This window comes from Dysgonomonas sp. 37-18 (assembly GCF_001899125.1).
Taxonomy (GTDB): domain Bacteria; phylum Bacteroidota; class Bacteroidia; order Bacteroidales; family Dysgonomonadaceae; genus Dysgonomonas.
In genome coordinates, this window is sequence record NZ_MKVC01000016.1 from 140,518 (window position 1) to 157,437 (window position 16,920).

Annotated in this window: 13 protein-coding genes; 4 read left to right on the forward strand and 9 right to left on the reverse strand. The window is 35.9% G+C overall.

Annotation, left to right across the window (positions count from 1 at the left end; translation table 11 throughout):
- Window positions 1–8: 8 nt before the first annotated feature.
- The 3 genes from BGO84_RS06335 to BGO84_RS06345 form a co-directional block, all read right to left on the reverse strand.
- Window positions 9–2,513, reverse strand: coding sequence for a DUF2339 domain-containing protein (locus tag BGO84_RS06335; protein WP_291028505.1), 2,505 nt, complete (start codon window positions 2,511–2,513; stop codon window positions 9–11).
- Between the two features lie 163 nt (window positions 2,514–2,676).
- Complete coding sequence (locus BGO84_RS06340; RefSeq protein WP_291028506.1) at window positions 2,677–4,173, reverse strand: MFS transporter; 1,497 nt, start codon at window positions 4,171–4,173, stop codon at window positions 2,677–2,679.
- A 91-nt stretch (window positions 4,174–4,264) separates the two neighbouring features.
- Complete coding sequence (locus BGO84_RS06345) at window positions 4,265–5,416, reverse strand: HAMP domain-containing sensor histidine kinase (RefSeq protein ID WP_283687435.1); 1,152 nt, start codon at window positions 5,414–5,416, stop codon at window positions 4,265–4,267.
- A 380-nt stretch (window positions 5,417–5,796) separates the two neighbouring features.
- Here BGO84_RS06345 and glyA point away from each other — a divergent pair, with 380 nt between their 5' ends.
- From glyA to BGO84_RS06365, 4 genes are all read left to right on the forward strand, one after another.
- Window positions 5,797–7,077: a serine hydroxymethyltransferase gene (gene glyA / locus BGO84_RS06350; protein ID WP_283687436.1), complete on the forward strand. Its 1,281-nt coding sequence runs from the start codon at window positions 5,797–5,799 to the stop codon at window positions 7,075–7,077.
- A gap of 112 nt (window positions 7,078–7,189) precedes the next feature.
- On the forward strand, window positions 7,190–9,145 hold the full coding sequence (locus tag BGO84_RS06355) for an alkaline phosphatase family protein (protein WP_291028507.1): 1,956 nt from the start codon (window positions 7,190–7,192) through the stop codon (window positions 9,143–9,145).
- Between the two features lie 229 nt (window positions 9,146–9,374).
- A complete protein-coding gene (locus tag BGO84_RS06360; protein WP_291028508.1) occupies window positions 9,375–10,217 on the forward strand; it encodes a hypothetical protein in 843 nt (280 codons plus the stop codon).
- 11 nt (window positions 10,218–10,228) lie between these two features.
- On the forward strand, window positions 10,229–10,969 hold the full coding sequence (locus BGO84_RS06365; protein ID WP_291028509.1) for an NUDIX domain-containing protein: 741 nt from the start codon (window positions 10,229–10,231) through the stop codon (window positions 10,967–10,969).
- A gap of 39 nt (window positions 10,970–11,008) precedes the next feature.
- On the opposite strand, the gene pdxB is transcribed toward BGO84_RS06365, so the two are convergent.
- The 6 genes from pdxB to BGO84_RS06395 all read right to left on the reverse strand — a co-directional run.
- On the reverse strand, window positions 11,009–12,124 hold the full coding sequence (gene pdxB, locus BGO84_RS06370; RefSeq protein ID WP_291028510.1) for a 4-phosphoerythronate dehydrogenase PdxB: 1,116 nt from the start codon (window positions 12,122–12,124) through the stop codon (window positions 11,009–11,011).
- Entirely contained in the window at window positions 12,108–12,800 is a 693-nt protein-coding gene (locus BGO84_RS06375) for an ATP-binding cassette domain-containing protein (protein WP_291028511.1), read from the reverse strand. Before BGO84_RS06375 ends, pdxB begins: the two co-directional genes overlap by 17 nt.
- Window positions 12,801–12,886: 86 nt before the next feature.
- Window positions 12,887–13,393, reverse strand: a complete 507-nt coding sequence (locus BGO84_RS06380) for a ferritin (RefSeq protein ID WP_283687442.1) — start codon at window positions 13,391–13,393, stop codon at window positions 12,887–12,889.
- 265 nt (window positions 13,394–13,658) lie between these two features.
- On the reverse strand, window positions 13,659–14,627 hold the full coding sequence (locus BGO84_RS06385; protein WP_291028513.1) for a hypothetical protein: 969 nt from the start codon (window positions 14,625–14,627) through the stop codon (window positions 13,659–13,661).
- 507 nt (window positions 14,628–15,134) lie between these two features.
- The gene (locus BGO84_RS06390; RefSeq protein ID WP_006801096.1) at window positions 15,135–15,983 is read right to left on the reverse strand and encodes an RteC domain-containing protein; all 849 of its coding nucleotides are present in this window, start codon (window positions 15,981–15,983) and stop codon (window positions 15,135–15,137) included.
- Between the two features lie 126 nt (window positions 15,984–16,109).
- Window positions 16,110–16,920: phosphatase PAP2 family protein (locus BGO84_RS06395; protein ID WP_291028514.1), on the reverse strand; the 811-nt coding region annotated here is incomplete at its 5' end.

Here is a 16,920-nt window from a genome sequence, read left to right on the forward strand (position 1 = left end):
CTTGGTTTTTATTCCTTATTTTCTTCAATTTTTTCTACTCCATCAGCTTTTACCAATGTCTTTATCTTCTGTTGCAAGAAGGATACCGACAGCAGGATAACCCCTAAAATAATAAACGATACGATCCGGCCGGCCTGTGACATATGCCACACATCGTAAGCGTAAAACTTGAGTATAATAATACCAAAGAATATCAGTGATATTTTACGCAACAATACCTCTTTGACATTCAAGCCCCATATCATCAAAACCATCGCTAAAACACCCCATAAGATAGGATAGCCAAAGGTATGGACGTCATACAACAAGAAGTCATAATTTTCTGCATTCCCAAGCAATGCGATGATGGTATGATCGGTTTCTATACTTAATATCACTACACACAAGACAACCAACACCCAGCATATAGAAGAGAACCACTCTTGAGGCAATGATTTTATGTTTCTCACAAGCAGGTAAGCTATATATATAACCGCCGGCAGCGATAGATAGTGTATCAGAAAGTGAACTGTACTATACATTCCGGAAGAAAATATATCGAAGCGCAGGTCTATAGCCATATATGAATAGAAAGCGCCATAACAAATCATAGAAGCAAGCAGTAAAACATAAGTAAAAGCTGCCGACGCTTTTTTCCTGTATATAAAAGCCAATAATGCGACATACAATGCGGTATACGTAGCCATGCACAAATACCTAAAGCTCGAGTAGAACTCAACATCCGTAAAACGTTCTAATTGATAATTTAACTCTAGGAATGGCATTACATAAGCCAAGGTAATAAGAACATATTTAAATACCTTGACTACAGCACCGACGGATAATAAATCAAATCCTCGTATTTCGATTTCCATATCAGGATCTTCTTTTCTCAAGATAAACAAACAAATGACAGAAGCAACTATTACCACTATTCCTGTGATGAATATCCTATTCACCAATATTGGTAATTCGGAATCGTAAGAATAAGTTTCGTGAACATCCATCACATAAGATATTACAGTCAGCAAACAGATAACACCAAAGCCGAACCAAAACACATTAACGCGTAATCTACGCCACAGCAATAACAAGACAACAGCCTCAGCAGCCCAAAACATGGTAATAACATGTCCATTGAGCTGTATCGGAATAGCCAGACTGACAAAGGTCATCACTACAGCTATAATCAGATATATGAGGTTCCGATCCACTTCGCTACGTCGGAATAAGGTAAACATAACAATTGCATTAAACACCGCCAAAACTATTGTTATCAGCCCCCTTACATCGTATTGACATTGATCCCACACATATAAACAGGCAAGGAATACAAACAGGTTATTCGATAATATAAGAAAACTCTGATAAGTCGTAACTTTTTTTTCTGTCCTCAGGTGATCTATTATAGCCAACAGATAAAACTGCACGAAAAACAATACAGTAAACAGAGTAACAAGTACTAAACTATGATTTCGATAAGCGGTTAACAACCAACTCCAAAAGAATCCCAAAGTAAGCATATAACACATAATACCTATAACACGCCAGTTCTTAGCAAAAGAAACGACAAGCATACCTGTATTCAGAATAAATATATAAGAGAACAATACAATATAATTTCCTGCTCCTGTACTTATCATCAGTGGTGATGCAAATCCACCAAGCAAGGAAAATATGGCTAATTCTTTACGGTCATATAAGAGTGAGAGAATAACGGAGAAAACTGTTATGGCTATAAGCAATACAAAAGCAATGGGTTGGCTAAACAATTCATATTCTCTGAATGCCAGTGTAATTGTAATATAAAAGACTGAAATACCACCGCCTACCAGTATCGAAGAAAAAACATGATATTGTTTTTTGAGCTTATGAGCTATACCAATGATTATACCTCCGGTAAGTAACCCTATACCTACACGTCCGATTTCGTTGATCCAATCACGATCTATAGCATACTTTACAAAGAAGGCAATACCCAATACCAAAGTCACAATCCCTACTTTGCTCAGCCAGTTTTCACCAAGCAATCTTTCTATAAAGTTTCGTTCAGGCTCTATAGCCTCCTTTATAGGAGCTGATTCGGATGGTTGAAGTATTCTCTCTCTAACATCTTCTTTTTCATGACTAATAGAGGCTGCAAACGAAGGAACAGTTTGTTCTTTCAGTTCATCAACTACTGATATAATCTCCTCAACAGGCTCGTCATCAAGCACCCTTTCCTTAAACGCAGCTATATGAACATCCGAAAGAGGAGCTTCTTCTACCACCTCCGGCTCCTTGATTTCTGCATTTGTTTGTTTTACGTTCTCTATAGCCGATAGTTCATCAATTGATTCAAACCTTTCTTTTACAGCTTCGAGAGAACCAGCTTCTTTGAAAAAACTTGTTAGTCTGAAGTTAAGGTCATTGAAACTATTGTTCAAATACTCAATATCGTTCCGAATAGAACTTACTTTTACATATATGATAATTGGAAATACAACTATAACGATAAAAATAATGATAACTAGTAATATCAGAAAGCCTTCCATAAGATTCTTGTTAAGTTGATGATATCTTTATAATCCTGTAAAAATACATGTAATATCGAACAATCACACTTTTTTATATAAAATATGATAAAATAGAAATTTTAACAAAAAAAATCCCCAGAAAAATATTCCTGAGGATTTTTATATTTTCACTATCTATAAATTATTCTATCACTTTCTTTGCATCTATTCGTCGCACGACTATACCGTATATAACCAAAGCAATGGCAGAAACAAGCCCTATGGCAAAAAACACATACCAAAGGTAATGAGCGTTGGCTGTAGCTGCAGCATAATCAGCGGCAAAATTGGTAGAATTGGCAAAGTGCTCCGACAGTGGATCGGGACAAAATCTTTCCAATAAGAAACCGGCAACAATAAAGCTGACCAACGAGGAAACGAATGAATGTAAATGGCTGAACCCAAGATAAAGCCCCTCTTCTCCTTTAGGCGATTGCAATGAAAAATACTCGAGAAAACGAGGAGAAATAAAACATTCAGCTATGGCCTGGAAGGCGATACCCACGATAAGGGTAAGCGTTACAGGATGTATGGTCGTAAGTCCAAATACAGAAATAGGATCACCACCCATTATGTTTCCAAAGGACATAATCAGTGCTGAAAAAGGTATAATAAACATACCTACCATGATGGACGATAACGGTGAACGCTTTTTCATTATCGTGGTAATCAGGTTTACCAACAGGAAGACAAAGAAGGGATTTACATTAGCAATCCATCCCGGAGAAGCATCAGCTCCTACCATACGGATTACATATTTAGGCATAGAGGCATACATCTGCTGCTGTACAATCCAGAAACCGCTGGTGATAAGTATCAAAGCAACAAGGCGTCCGTTCTTACATACCTTTATCAAGGCTTGCCATATCTCCGAAAGGCTCTTACCTTGTCCTGCTGTTTGTGTCGACTTATACATAAAGAAAACGATAACAAGAGCGATTAAAGTCATCGTTCCCGAGAAATAGTTCAAATATACCAACCCTTGATCTCCAATACTTTTGCGAAGCGGATCGACTACAGTCTTACCTGTAAAAGCTCCGATATTCACCATCATATAGAAAATAGCAAAACCTCTTGCTCGTGTTTCGGTAGTCGTTTCTTTAGCCACAGTACCCGAAATCACTGATTTTATAAAAGCTCCACCCACAACAATCAGCAACAGTATAGGAACAATTGTCCATTGTTGCATACTTTCTCTGAGACCTGTAAACGTAGTGTATCTGTCAAAGTTACCGACTCCTAAAGAGGTAAAAAAGGAACGGAAAGTTTCTATTACCAGTCCGCTATCTTTAGCGCCGGACTCTAGTCCTACTGCATTGGCAGCACCATATTGAACAAGCCCCGCACTCTCCAAAAGAGTAGGCACTAAGCCCAGCCCGAAATACCCGACGGTAAGAAGAGCAAAGGCAACCATTATAGCTTTACGGAAACCGATTCTATCGGAATATGCACCAACAAATGTGGGTAAGAAATACAACAATGCAGAAAACGAACCGGCGATAATACCGGCCTCAACATCATTGAAGCCCCATACATTGGATAGATATAAGGTTAATGAAATAAAAATTGCATAATACGCTAGCCGCTCCAACAGCTCAACTGTGTTGGCGACCCAAAAGGCTTTTGAGAATTTAGTCATCAGTCTTTATAGAATTATTAAAAATAAATTGAATTGCGACAAAAATAAGAAAATTATCCGATTTAACAGTTAAAAAGTTGTCCGGATGACACTATTCAGCCTTTTTTAACTCAATACAGAATGTTGTCCCCACACCGATTTCTGACGTTTTTACATAAATCCGCCCCTTGTGATAAGACTCAATGATACGCTTCGCCAATGAGAGTCCGAGCCCCCAGCCTCTCGATTTTGTTGTATAACCGGGATTAAAAATAGTTCTGAACTTAGATTTGGGAATGCCCTTCCCTGTATCTTGTATATCAAGGGATACAAACTTCCCTTTTTCAGAAAGCCGATATATTATTTGCCCTTGTCCGCTCATAGCATCAACAGCATTTTTGGTAAGATTTTCTATTACCCAGCTTAGCAATGGCTCGTTCACCTGTGCATAGAGAGGCTTATCTGACAGTTCTACAACAAAAACAACTTTCTTTGAGATCCGTTTTTCGAGATAAGCAATCGACCGATGAATTATATCTACCATATTTTGAGATTCTAAGGCAGGAACCGAACCTATTTTAGAAAACCGATCCGTAATCATTTGCAATCGGTCTACATCTTTCTCCATATCTCTTACAATAGACTGATCCGTTTCTTTGAGTTTCAGATATTCCAGCCATGCCAGCAAAGACGATATAGGCGTCCCTAACTGATGAGCAGTCTCTTTAGACAACCCTACCCACAGGCGATCCTGCTCCATTCTCATAGTAGTAAACAGAGCGAAGAAAGCTGTAATCATAAATATAAACAACACACCCAATTGAACATAAGGATATAGCTGCAATTGTTTTAACGTATACGAATCATCATAATATATGTACTGATCGAACCCCTCAGCTTCAATGATGATCGGCTCATGCCTTTTTTTAAAAGATTCTGCTCTTTGCTTCAGAAAGATCTGGTCGTCAAGCTCGGGGAGATCGATGTTTGCCGAAGTATAAAAATTCTCTTTTTTATCGTATAGTATAACAGGTATCGTCGTATTACTTTTCAGTATCTGAGCAACCAAATTCATATTCATATTTTCAGCATTGCTTGCCATTTCTTTTGTAGCCTCAGCCCAAATCTCAATTTTATTCCTCTCTTCTTTCGACAGATTCTCGACCAAAAAATGTGACACAATAAGAGATGCCACCACAATAAGAAGAGCAATGACTACAAACAGATACCTGAATAGTATTTTATTATTTTCGAATAATTTCATTCAATATATGCTTTATTATACACCTAACGCTTTATACGCCTATTATACTTGATTTCAAATAACTTACAAACAAACATTTCAATAAAAGGTGACAAAAGTGACAGTTATTTGTATGTTTTTAGATGTCACTTTTCTCTTTACTGCGATACCAGTATATATAGATAAAATTTAATATTTCTTATATGTGATATACACAGAGACAATATTTTTATCCATCTCTTAAAGAAAAAATCTTCCTCCAGAAAATTATATATTTTCTGCATCTAAGATACAAACTAGCTTTTACATCAAGAAAATAATTAAAGAAAAGACTACGATATAAATTACTAAAATAGTTACCTTTGCTCGATGATTTATTTACCTCATAATTTTATCAGTTTATGAAAAGAGACACAGCCATTTTTGATATTATTGAAAAAGAGTATCAACGACAACTGAAAGGGATTGAACTTATCGCCTCTGAAAACTTTGTCAGTGAACAAGTAATGGAGGCTATGGGATCATGCTTAACAAACAAATATGCAGAAGGGTATCCGGGCAAAAGATATTATGGGGGATGCGAAATTGTAGACCTTAGCGAACAGCTAGCTATAGATAGGCTAAAAGAAATATTCGGAGCGGAGTGGGCAAACGTACAACCACACTCTGGAGCTCAGGCAAATGCAGCAGTATTCCTTGCTTGTATGCAGGCCGGAGATAAATTTCTTGGACTGAACCTTTCACACGGAGGACACTTATCACATGGTTCGCCTGTCAACTTCTCAGGATTGATGTTTCATGCATTGGAATACAATGTAAAACAAGAAACAGAGCAAGTAGACTATGAGCAAATGGAAGAAGTTGCCCGTGCAGAGAAACCTAAAGTTATCATCGCCGGAGCATCGGCCTATTCTCGCGACTGGGATTATGCACGTATCCGCAAAATAGCCGACGAAATAGGTGCTATATTTATGGTAGATATGGCTCACCCGGCAGGACTGGTTGCAGCAGGATTGCTTAACAATCCTCTTCCTCACGCACACATTGTGACTACAACAACCCACAAAACATTGCGTGGACCACGTGGTGGTGCAATTATGCTAGGCAAAGACTTTGAAAATCCTTGGGGCAAGAAAACCCCGAAAGGAGAAGTACGCATGATGTCTGCATTGCTAGATTCGGCAGTATTCCCGGGCATTCAAGGCGGGCCGCTAGAGCATGTGATTGCAGCTAAAGCGGTATCATTTGGCGAAGCTCTCGATCCTTCATACAAAGTTTATCAGGCTCAAGTGAAAAAGAATGCGGCTGTTATGGCTCAAGCTTTTATGGATAAAGGCTACAAAGTAGTATCAGGAGGAACAGACAATCACTCTATGCTTATAGATTTGCGTCCAAAATTCCCTGAACTGACAGGAAAGCTTGCCGAAAAAGTTCTTGTAGAAGCCGATATCACCACCAATAAGAATATGGTTCCGTTCGATAGCCGCAGTCCATTCCTTACATCAGGCCTTCGATTCGGTACTCCGGCAATCACTACACGTGGAGCAAAAGAGCCTTTGATGGGAGAAATAGTGGAATTGATAGATACAGTTCTTTCTAATCCGGAAGACGGAAAAGTAATAAAAGCTGTACGTGAGAAAGTAAATGGAATAATGAAAGATTATCCATTATTTGCTTGGTAGAATACTATTCCTGTTTGATAGAACTTAACTAATATACAAAGATAAGAAGCTGTTTAATAAGGCAATTACACCTCATAGTGTTTGCTTTTAAACAGCTTCTGTATGTATTCCGATGAAAAAAATAAAAATAAGCATTCTATATGTATTGTCGATACATATAATGGCATTAATCATAATGTCACTGCAACGTACCTTATTATTACTGACAAATCTACAACATATAGAAAGTGTAACCTCAAAAGCCAGTTGGATTTTCTCAGCTTTGCTCCGAGGGATCTGGTTCGACAATGTTATAGCATCCTACATCTCAGCATTACCGCTCATAGTTATTTGCATTCTAGGTCTTCTTAATAAAGTAAATAAAATTACCTTCAATTCATTCAACGTATACTATATACTGATCTATACCGTGGTTTTTGCTATTGGTTTTGCAGACATTCCTTACTTCGCTTATTTCTTCAAACATCTGAACAGTTCTATCTTCAATTGGAATGAAGAAAGCAGTACAACTGCCAAAATGATATTCGAAGAAACATCATATTACATATATATGGGTGTTTTTCTTGTAGTAGTCATTGCTTTTGGATATCTGGTTTTCAAGTTGAGCAAAAGGCTTTTAAAACTACAGCAAGAAAATATAAAAGGAAAAGAATATTTCATTTACATTCCCACTTGTCTTATCCTTGCCATACTATGCATATTGGGTATCAGGGGGCGTTTCGGATACAATCCGATAAAAACAAGCCAAGCTTACTTTTGCAACAATTCATTCTTAAATCAGTTGGGAATAAACCCCTCTTTTTATTTCTTGCGGGATGTTATCGAATCATCGAAAACTCATCATAGCATAGACAATGTTATTTCAGAAAAAGACGCTATCTCATATACACAGAAGTTTTTCGGACTAAACCCGGCTGATGAGCTAAAGTCGCCTATTGCCCGATATATTAAAGCAGAAAGTCCGGCAAAAGATATGAATGTAGTTGTCATACTCATGGAATCGATGTCTGCCGATCTGCTAAAAGTCACAGAAAACGGAAAAGAAATAACTCCATTTCTCAACCAGCTTATAAAGAAATCATATTACTTCAATCATTTTTATTCAGCCGGCACACATACCAATCATGGTATCTTAGCCACACTGTACGGACTACCGGCCTTGTTTGATAAGAACATGATGAAAAATGTAACAATTCCTTTATGCCAAGGGTTGCCAAATACTTTACAAGAGCAAAATTACAAAACGATGTTCTTCATGCCGCACGAGTCCCAGTATGACAATATGAATGCTTTCTTATTGGAAAATGGATTTGAAGAGATATATTCTCAAGAAAACTATCCACCCAAAATGCGAAAAAACAGCTTTGGTGTTGCTGATGATTTTCTACTCAGTTATTCGCTGAACAAAATAAATGAAAAGGCTCCGACATCATCTCCTTTTTTTGCAACAATACTCACAGTGAGCAATCATCCTCCATATATTGTACCTGAAAAATTTGAAAATGTAAGCACAAAACCCGAATTCCAAATAGTAGCATTTGCAGATGATGCTATACGACAATTTTTTGCTGATGCAGAAAAACAAAGCTGGTTTAAAAATACAATATTTGTATTGCTTGGAGACCATGGAAAAATAGTGGGCACACAAACCTATGAAATGCCTCTTTCGCTAAACCATATCCCACTGATCATATACTCTCCGGCGTTTACAGATATGCCCACAACGGTTTCCAGTCCGGGTGGACAAATTGATGTATTCCCTACCATTATGGGTTTACTAGACCGTTCGTACATGAATAATACTTTTGGGGTAGACATGTTTAAGACAAAACGTCCGTATATGTTTTTCTCTTCTGATAATGCCCTTGGATGTATCGATGAGAAATACTTTTATACTTATAACTTCAAATCGAAGATAGATGGGTTATATGAATATAGTGAAAATAGTAGCGACAATCTTCTTTCCCTATTCAAACAGAAAGCAGATAGCATGAACTTATATTCAGCGGCCATGTTTCAAACTGCTAACTATATGCTCAAGCATGAACTGACAAGAGTAAAGAAATAAAAAACTCATATCTCATAAACGGACTAGACACCAACCACTCAGCGGCATAGTATTTTCAGACTAAAACATAAATAGCTTTATCTATATCAAATAGGTGGAAACCAATACCGTATAGTGTAATATAGACAATTATTAGGCAATAGTAATGTTAAATTAAAAATTAATTTGTAATTTAGCCTAAAATTACATGAGTACAATTTCCCAGAATACTTATACAGAGTGTAGTCCAATGAAAACTTATTATAGAAGTATATTAATACTTTTGTCATTTTTACTATTCGCTTGTACATCTGAAAACAAAGAAGCACAAAGACAACTAAATACAGCCCGACAGCTTTATTCGCAGGCTGAATACGCTTTAGCTAAACAGACTCTTGATAGCCTAAAAGCAAATCACCCGAAAGCTTTTCCACAATTACAAGCAGGGATCTTGCTGTTAGACTCGATCCGCAGAGGGGAAAACGAGCAAATAATAGCGCAATGCGATTCGCTTATATCTTCTTTTGAACCCAAAGTAGAACAAGAGAAAACGAAGTTTAGCTTTCAACAAAACAAGCAATATCAAGAAACAGGAAGCTATATCCCAAAAGAGAGTGTAACCTCATCTATTACATCTACAACTCTTCGTTCGGGAGTAGAAGAAAATGGACAGTTATATATTGAAAGTGTATTTATTGGCGGACAAAAACATAATAAAATAAAGATTTTGTCAAAAGATGGCTCATTCGCGGAGTCTATACCAGTGAATGACGATGGTTTGAACTATCGCTTCTCAAACATGGGCAAAACTTATGAAGTAATCCGATTCTCAGGTAATAAGGAAAATGGAATTACAAAGTTCATTTTCTCAAATACCAATAATCCTTTATCGGTCACTTTAGATGGACAAGGAAAATATACATATACTTTATCGCAACAGGTAAAGTCTGCGATTTCCAAATCGTATCAGTTATCAGTAATGATGTTGCAGCTCGATAGCCTTAAAACAGCTAAAGAGAAAGCCGAATTTCACATCTATTATCTGGATAATAAAAAAGACAGCACAAACACTTACAACACAAAGCTACAATAACTCTAATTTTTATGAAAAAAGAAAAATCTACTGCTGAGCCTCAGAGAAAAGAAAAGGATATTTTCAATCTTAATATCTCGGTCGATTGTACAATATTCGGATTTCACTCAGGAAGCCTCAAAGTTTTACTATGCAAACCCAGTGCCGGCGAAAAATGGATGCTTCCCGGAGGGCTTATAACAAGAGATGAAATACCGGATGAAACGGCACGCCGGATCTTAAAAGCAAAAACAGGATTAAGCGATACCTATCTGAAGCAGTTCTCATTCTTTGGGAGAAAAGATAAAAAACAAGAAGAAAACGAAAACCCCGAAATACTTAGTGAAATTAGTCTGGCCTATTTTGCTCTTATCAAATCAGGAGATGCACAACTCCTCGAAGATAACGATACTGAACATATCGAATGGTTTGAAATAAATAATATCTCAGATTTACACCCGGAACATAAGATTATTTTTGAAACCGCTCTCTCTACCTTACGCAAACAAATTGGATTCATACCTATCGGTTACGAACTTCTACCCGAAAAATTCACAATGCCGGAATTAAGAAGTATCTACGAAGCAATATTAGGAAGAGAACTAGACCGTAGAAACTTCCAGCGCAAAATGCTCTCTATTGGCTTTATAAAAGCATTGAATGAAACACGGAAAGTAGGAGCTCACAAATCGCCCAATTTGTACTCTTTCGACAAGAAAAAATATGAGGAAGCCGAAAGACTTGGAATTCAGTTAATGAGCAACAACTTGTAATCGTAAAATAAGGAAATAACCCGGAACATTAATTTATAATTATTCAGCAAAACCGAAGTCCAGAAGGGATTGCCTCACATCAGAAGAAATATCAGCATTTATTTTATAAGCAAAATACTCTCTACGCAAAGGATAGTTATTCCGCTGCTGCTTGAAAGTCGAAGGAGATGCTTTTAGTCTTTCGAAGTCAGACATAGGGTCGTATGTATGCAATATAGCATCAAAGAGAAGATTATCGGAGTTTTTTAGTCCTGTGAGATCTATTATAGGGTTTACAGGATCAGGTGCTATTATGCCAGATAACGGTTCTTTACTCATCCCATAGAAATCTGCAACAGATTCTAGAGACATACGCGTTGCATTGGCTTTTCCGTCTGCCGAATAACCTGCGATATGAGGGGTGGCAATATCAACCATCTCCATATATTCAAGGTCTATATCGGGTTCTTTTTCCCAGCAATCGATAATTGCTCCCGATATAAGGTTGTTAGCTATAGCTATTTTTATAGCCACTGTATCTACAATGCCTCCTCTCGCCGAATTTATTATTATCGGCTTTCTCTTGAGAGACGAAAAGAACTCGGTATCGGCTAAATGATAAGTCTTATATTCGCCTTCTTTTGTTAAGGGTGTATGGAAAGTGATAATATCAGCTTTATCTATTATTTCATCCAGACTGACAAATAAATCTCTCTGCTCGGCTTTTTGACGTGGTGGGTCATTTAGCAGAACCTTCATACCTAACATTTCGCAAGCCTTCGCTACCTTTTTCCCTACGTTGCCAACACCAACAATACCTATCGTTTTATCTTTGAGTACAAAGCCTTTCTGGCGAGAGGTTCTTATCAATGAAGAAACGATATACTGCTGCACCGAACCGGAATTGCACCCCGGAGCATTATGCCACACTATATCATGTGCATCACAGTAATCTGTATCGATATGATCATAACCAATAGTAGCGGAGCATATAAGCTTTACGTTTGTATTTTTTAGTATTGCTTCGTCAAAGCGAGTTACAGTACGCACAATTAAAGTATCAGCCTCTTTGATCGCATCGTGAGTAAAAGCAGCTCCATCTAGGTAAGTAACATCTCCGTAATATTCGGCTACACCTTTGAGATAAGGTATATTTTTGTCAGCTATTATTTTCATTTGTAAGAATATGAAATGTATTTTCTATAGAATCTATTTCATCTATATTTTTATCTATCAACAACTTTCCTTTATCTAAAAAGATCACACGAGAGCAAATAGCTTTTACATCAAATAGAATATGAGTAGAAAAAAGTATCATCTTATCTTTCGACAGTTCCTTGAAAAGAGTATTGAGACTTTCGCGTTGATTGGGGTCTAAGCCGGAAGTAGCCTCATCCAAGATAAGAAATTCAGGGTTATGAACCAATGCCTGAGCGATGCCAACTCGTTGACGATTTCCTTTTGAAAGAGCCTTTATTTTTTTCTTATATTCTCTCTCGAGTCCGGTTTGTTCAATAACACGGGAAACGGCATCATCCCCTGCATTGTAGATGCCGGCAACATATTCCAGATATTCTTTTACGTACATATCTTCGTATAAAGGATTGTCTTCCGAGAGGTACCCTATACGTTTTTTAATCGCTAAAGGGTTAGAAAGAATGTCTTCTCCTGAAAAAGTCACCCGCCCCTTATCTGCAAGTATACCACCTGCAAGAATTTTCATCAAGGTAGACTTCCCCGCACCATTTACTCCGAGAAGCCCTACTATATTGCCTTTCTGTATCGAAAAATTTACATCAGATAAGGCTACCTGATCTCCATACGTTTTGGATATGTGCTCTATTTGTATCACATGGATAATTGTTATGATAGTGTAAAAATAATAAATCTCCCCGGAATATTCCGGAGAGATTTACATTTATAATTTAAACATTGCTTTTAACCTGCTACTGGAGAATAAGATCTTGATTGCAATTCCTTATCCATTGTATAGATTCCAAAACCGTTATCTTTAATCATTTTCAACGCATCAATATAACCTTGTGCTGTAGCCTCTTCCTCTACTTGTTCGTCTACAAACCATTTCAACATACTTTCGGTAGCATAGTCTTTTTCGTCTTTAGCCAACGCCACCAAGTCATTGATTCGCCCTGTTACGATCTTTTCATGTCTCAAAGTTTCTTCAAATGCATGAAGAGGAGATTCCCAAGCCAAATCCACTTTTTCAATTGGCTTCAATTCTACTTTTGCACCTCTATCAGTAACGTATTTGAAAAATTTCATTGCGTGATCTTGTTCTTCCTTAAACTGGATTTCGAACCAGTTTGCAAAACCCGGTTTTCCGTCTGCTGCAAAATAAGCAGCCATAGACAGATATAAATATGCTGACCAAAATTCAGCATTGATTTGTGCATTTAATGCAGCTTCTAATTTTTTACTTAACATAATTGATGATATTTTTGATGTTAGTTTATTCTTTCAACACTTGTGTAATGGCAATTGTTCAATAGTTCGTCTACTACACAAATATGTTATGCAATATTACAAAATATAATTATTATTTCAAAAACTATTTATAATCATTAATGAGTTATCGAAAAAACCTATTATATAATATTAGACCAACGACGAAAGACTTGTAGATATAAATTACTATACAACTGGATCTTTTATCATAATATTAATCCACTTAGAAATGAATAAGCCTTAATTATTTAAGATTGGACGTATATTTTGCTCTGTTGAATTTATCTATCGTTGTATAACGAGGTTGTCCATAAGTATACGGGCATAAATTATCATTTTTATCACGAGAATCATTAAGAATAGGATCTTCTAATTCTTTTACTTTCTCTAATATAAAAACTTTTCTTTTTCCATTGTCATAATTGGAGTCATCAACAGTTAAGTAATCACTAGTTTTAATTATATCAACTTTGTTTAATTCAACACTTTCTTTTGGAGCTTCTAATACTTTAAATAAATATGAAATTCGATTATTATTATAAAATGCTATATAGCGAGATGGTTTAAAGCTTCTTCTTTCTTGACAAGCATAGAAGTTGTATTTTAGAGCTATACTTTCAGCCCAAGATGCAGCAACAATCAAGACTCTATCTTCATCAGGGATCCACTTTTCTTCTATTAAATTTAACCTATCAATTAATGTTGTAAAATGTTTTATCAAGAAGGATAGTAACTCCATGTTATTATTAGTTTTTAATTCACCTTCTTCTGTTATAAAGTCTTCTAATTCTTGATTTATAGTGTTCCAATTTATCCAAGCAGTATCTCCTAATAAAGATGGCTTAATTTCATCGGGAGTAATATATATTAAGTAATCTGTTTTATTTACTAATTTATTTTTATGAGTTTGCAACTGATTGACATCGATCTTATTTTTTATTATCTTACTTTCTATAAATATTCTGAATGCAAAATTACTAGACAATAAACCATCAGGCACACTTCTTTTTTGGGAATGGTCTTTGGTACCCTGAGCTTCTTTAACCTGAGTTTCAATTGATATTTCACTATCAGGCAATTGTATCCCTACTTTTGTCATAACATGACGAATAAGGTTTTCTCCACCAATTTTTAGTATCTGTAACAAAGCTGCCGTAACTCTATTTTCTGATTGGGAATATTCTCCAAAAATAGAAATATCTTCAATTTTCATATAAATATCAATTTAAGTTATAAGAAAGCACGTTAACAATAAAATGTTCATAAAAAGACTATATATTAAAAATACAATGTAAGCAAGTAATAACATACTTAATCCTATTACCAAAAATAATCTCTTATCATAAATTACAAATTAGCACAATATATAATAATTACAAAAAGAAAAACAGTAGTTTTTTTATGATTTATCGGCTCAAACTGGATTATCAAAAAACCTAGACTCAGCAACAAAAGCTGAGGGGTAATATCAGATCTCTAAGAAAGACTTGTAGATATATAAAACAAAAGAAGTGACCTATTCGGTCACTTCTCTGCGGAAGCGGGGGCTTGTGAACCACACCTATCAACCATATATTATTCAATACTTTACTTGATCAGATCGCTTTGAGGTGAACACTTTAGGAGAAGCTAATTGACAGCTATTGGCTGTTCTTTGTCCGCTATTGAATAGTGTTATTTTCCTATCGACAAATATAGTGTATTTTTATAAAAATCATGCTCATTTATTATCTAATCCATCCATTCTTTCTTCGAGAAGCTTTATCAATTTATCTAAAAATAAAGTACGGCTACCTTTACGTTCTCGAATTTCCAGAAACGTGTGATAGAAGTCACCCAAATTGATATTGAAAACAGTTTCAATATATTCCGCTAGCTCTTTTATATTCGTATTGCCATTATTGAAACAACCTGCGTTATCCCATGCGTAAATCTGCTCAACAAGTTCTGCTTTTTTAGCAGTCCATGTCAGTCTTGCCTTTGGCAAATTAAATGAGTCTTGAATATTGGATTCGAGATTACTAATATGTAGGAGTTTATTGTTTACATATACCGTTAATCTCTCATTGGCAATCATCTTCGAAACCTTAAAATCAAAGCTCGTAGAGAATTTAGAGTCCCTTTCAAAGTAGAAGCAATCCTGTATTAACTGAATATCTGGCTTACCTCTTAGAAAGTAATATTTATCAAGGTGGGTACTTCCTGAACGATAATATTGATAGAAGTCAGCATTATTATCGAAAAAATACTTTATGCGTCCTAAAATTCCTTCTAAATAATTTTTGCGATCGATGCAACTTCCGGTGGGCATTCGCATTTCCAGATTATATATCTTTCTATGGTAAATTAGAATGCTAAAAAGTTGAGGTTTCGTCTCTTTAAAAAAGATGATTTCATCAAGCGGACTTTTAAATGTATAATTTGAAACAAATTCTTTTAATTCATCAAATGTAGACTCCAATAATGAAATAATACTAATAGATTTCTGAAAGATATTACATTCCTCAGAATCAATAAGCTGAATTTCTTTATTGATATTTTCTTTTATATTGCGAATAAATTGCTCCATTGTATTATTGTATTCTGTTTTTTATGTATTAGATACCTATTTTAGACTAGTCGAAGAAAGAATAAGTCATAATAATCGCTCAAACCTATAATTAGTTCATATAGGACATGTCTCCAACAATAGCTATTACAGAGATAAGGCTATAGCCAGACCTCCTTGTTTTCCATTATAAAAAGGGCTAAAAGAGATTTGTTTGCTAAATGTACCTTTGTTCATAAACTTCCTCTGCAAATAGGGATAAAGCCAGTAAGCAGCCTTGGTGCTTAGAATACCGAGTCCGGCTCCCACAATAACATCTGCAAACCAATGTTTGTCATTATATAAACGAAATATCCCTGTTCCGGTTGCAATGGTGTAGCCTGTTATGCCATACCATATTGAAACATCTTTATATTCCTGCCAAAGAAATTCTGCACCCATAAAAGCTACCGCTGTATGACCTGAGGGAAAAGAGTTTTTCGCTGATTTATCTGGTCTCTCTATCTTTGTTGAATACTTTATCGTATTTACTGATGCTGCCATAAAAAGAGTAGATATTCCTAGAATAAAGGTTCTGTCTTTAAAATTATTTTTACCTTTTATCCCCATTAAATTCAGTGCGTATACACTTCCTGCCGGAACATATTGAGAAATGTCATCTATGGTAAACTTCGAATCAATATGTTCTGTTACTTCATGCTTTACCTGCCTGTTAAGCAAATAATTATGCTCTATAGCTGTTTCAAATACACCATAAGCAATTAAAGCCGAAGGAATAATTAATTGCTTATATGAAAACTTAAGCTGTTTTACAGGTTTTATCTTGTCAGAAATGACTGTATCTACAGAAATTAAATTAGTAGAAGGTATATCACTGCCCTGAATCGAAAAATCGATGATTGGGTAGTTGCTTTGTAGTGTATCATTATCTACTGTATCCGCTTTTACCGATTGAAAT

Bases quoted from the DNA above. Each gene is read 5' to 3' on its own strand.
- BGO84_RS06385 (WP_291028513.1), bottom strand. From the start codon at position 14,627: ATGAAAATTGAAGATATTTCTATTTTTGGAGAATATTCCCAATCAGAA.
- pdxB (WP_291028510.1), bottom strand. From the start codon at position 12,124: ATGAAAATAATAGCTGACAAAAATATACCTTATCTCAAAGGTGTAGCC.
- BGO84_RS06365 (WP_291028509.1), top strand. From the start codon at position 10,229: ATGAAAAAAGAAAAATCTACTGCTGAGCCTCAGAGAAAAGAAAAGGAT.
- BGO84_RS06355 (WP_291028507.1), top strand. From the start codon at position 7,190: ATGAAAAAAATAAAAATAAGCATTCTATATGTATTGTCGATACATATA.
- BGO84_RS06335 (WP_291028505.1), bottom strand. From the start codon at position 2,513: ATGGAAGGCTTTCTGATATTACTAGTTATCATTATTTTTATCGTTATA.
- BGO84_RS06390 (WP_006801096.1), bottom strand. From the start codon at position 15,983: ATGGAGCAATTTATTCGCAATATAAAAGAAAATATCAATAAAGAAATT.
- BGO84_RS06345 (WP_283687435.1), bottom strand. From the start codon at position 5,416: ATGAAATTATTCGAAAATAATAAAATACTATTCAGGTATCTGTTTGTA.
- BGO84_RS06340 (WP_291028506.1), bottom strand. From the start codon at position 4,173: ATGACTAAATTCTCAAAAGCCTTTTGGGTCGCCAACACAGTTGAGCTG.
- BGO84_RS06360 (WP_291028508.1), top strand. From the start codon at position 9,375: ATGAAAACTTATTATAGAAGTATATTAATACTTTTGTCATTTTTACTA.
- BGO84_RS06380 (WP_283687442.1), bottom strand. From the start codon at position 13,393: ATGTTAAGTAAAAAATTAGAAGCTGCATTAAATGCACAAATCAATGCT.
- glyA (WP_283687436.1), top strand. From the start codon at position 5,797: ATGAAAAGAGACACAGCCATTTTTGATATTATTGAAAAAGAGTATCAA.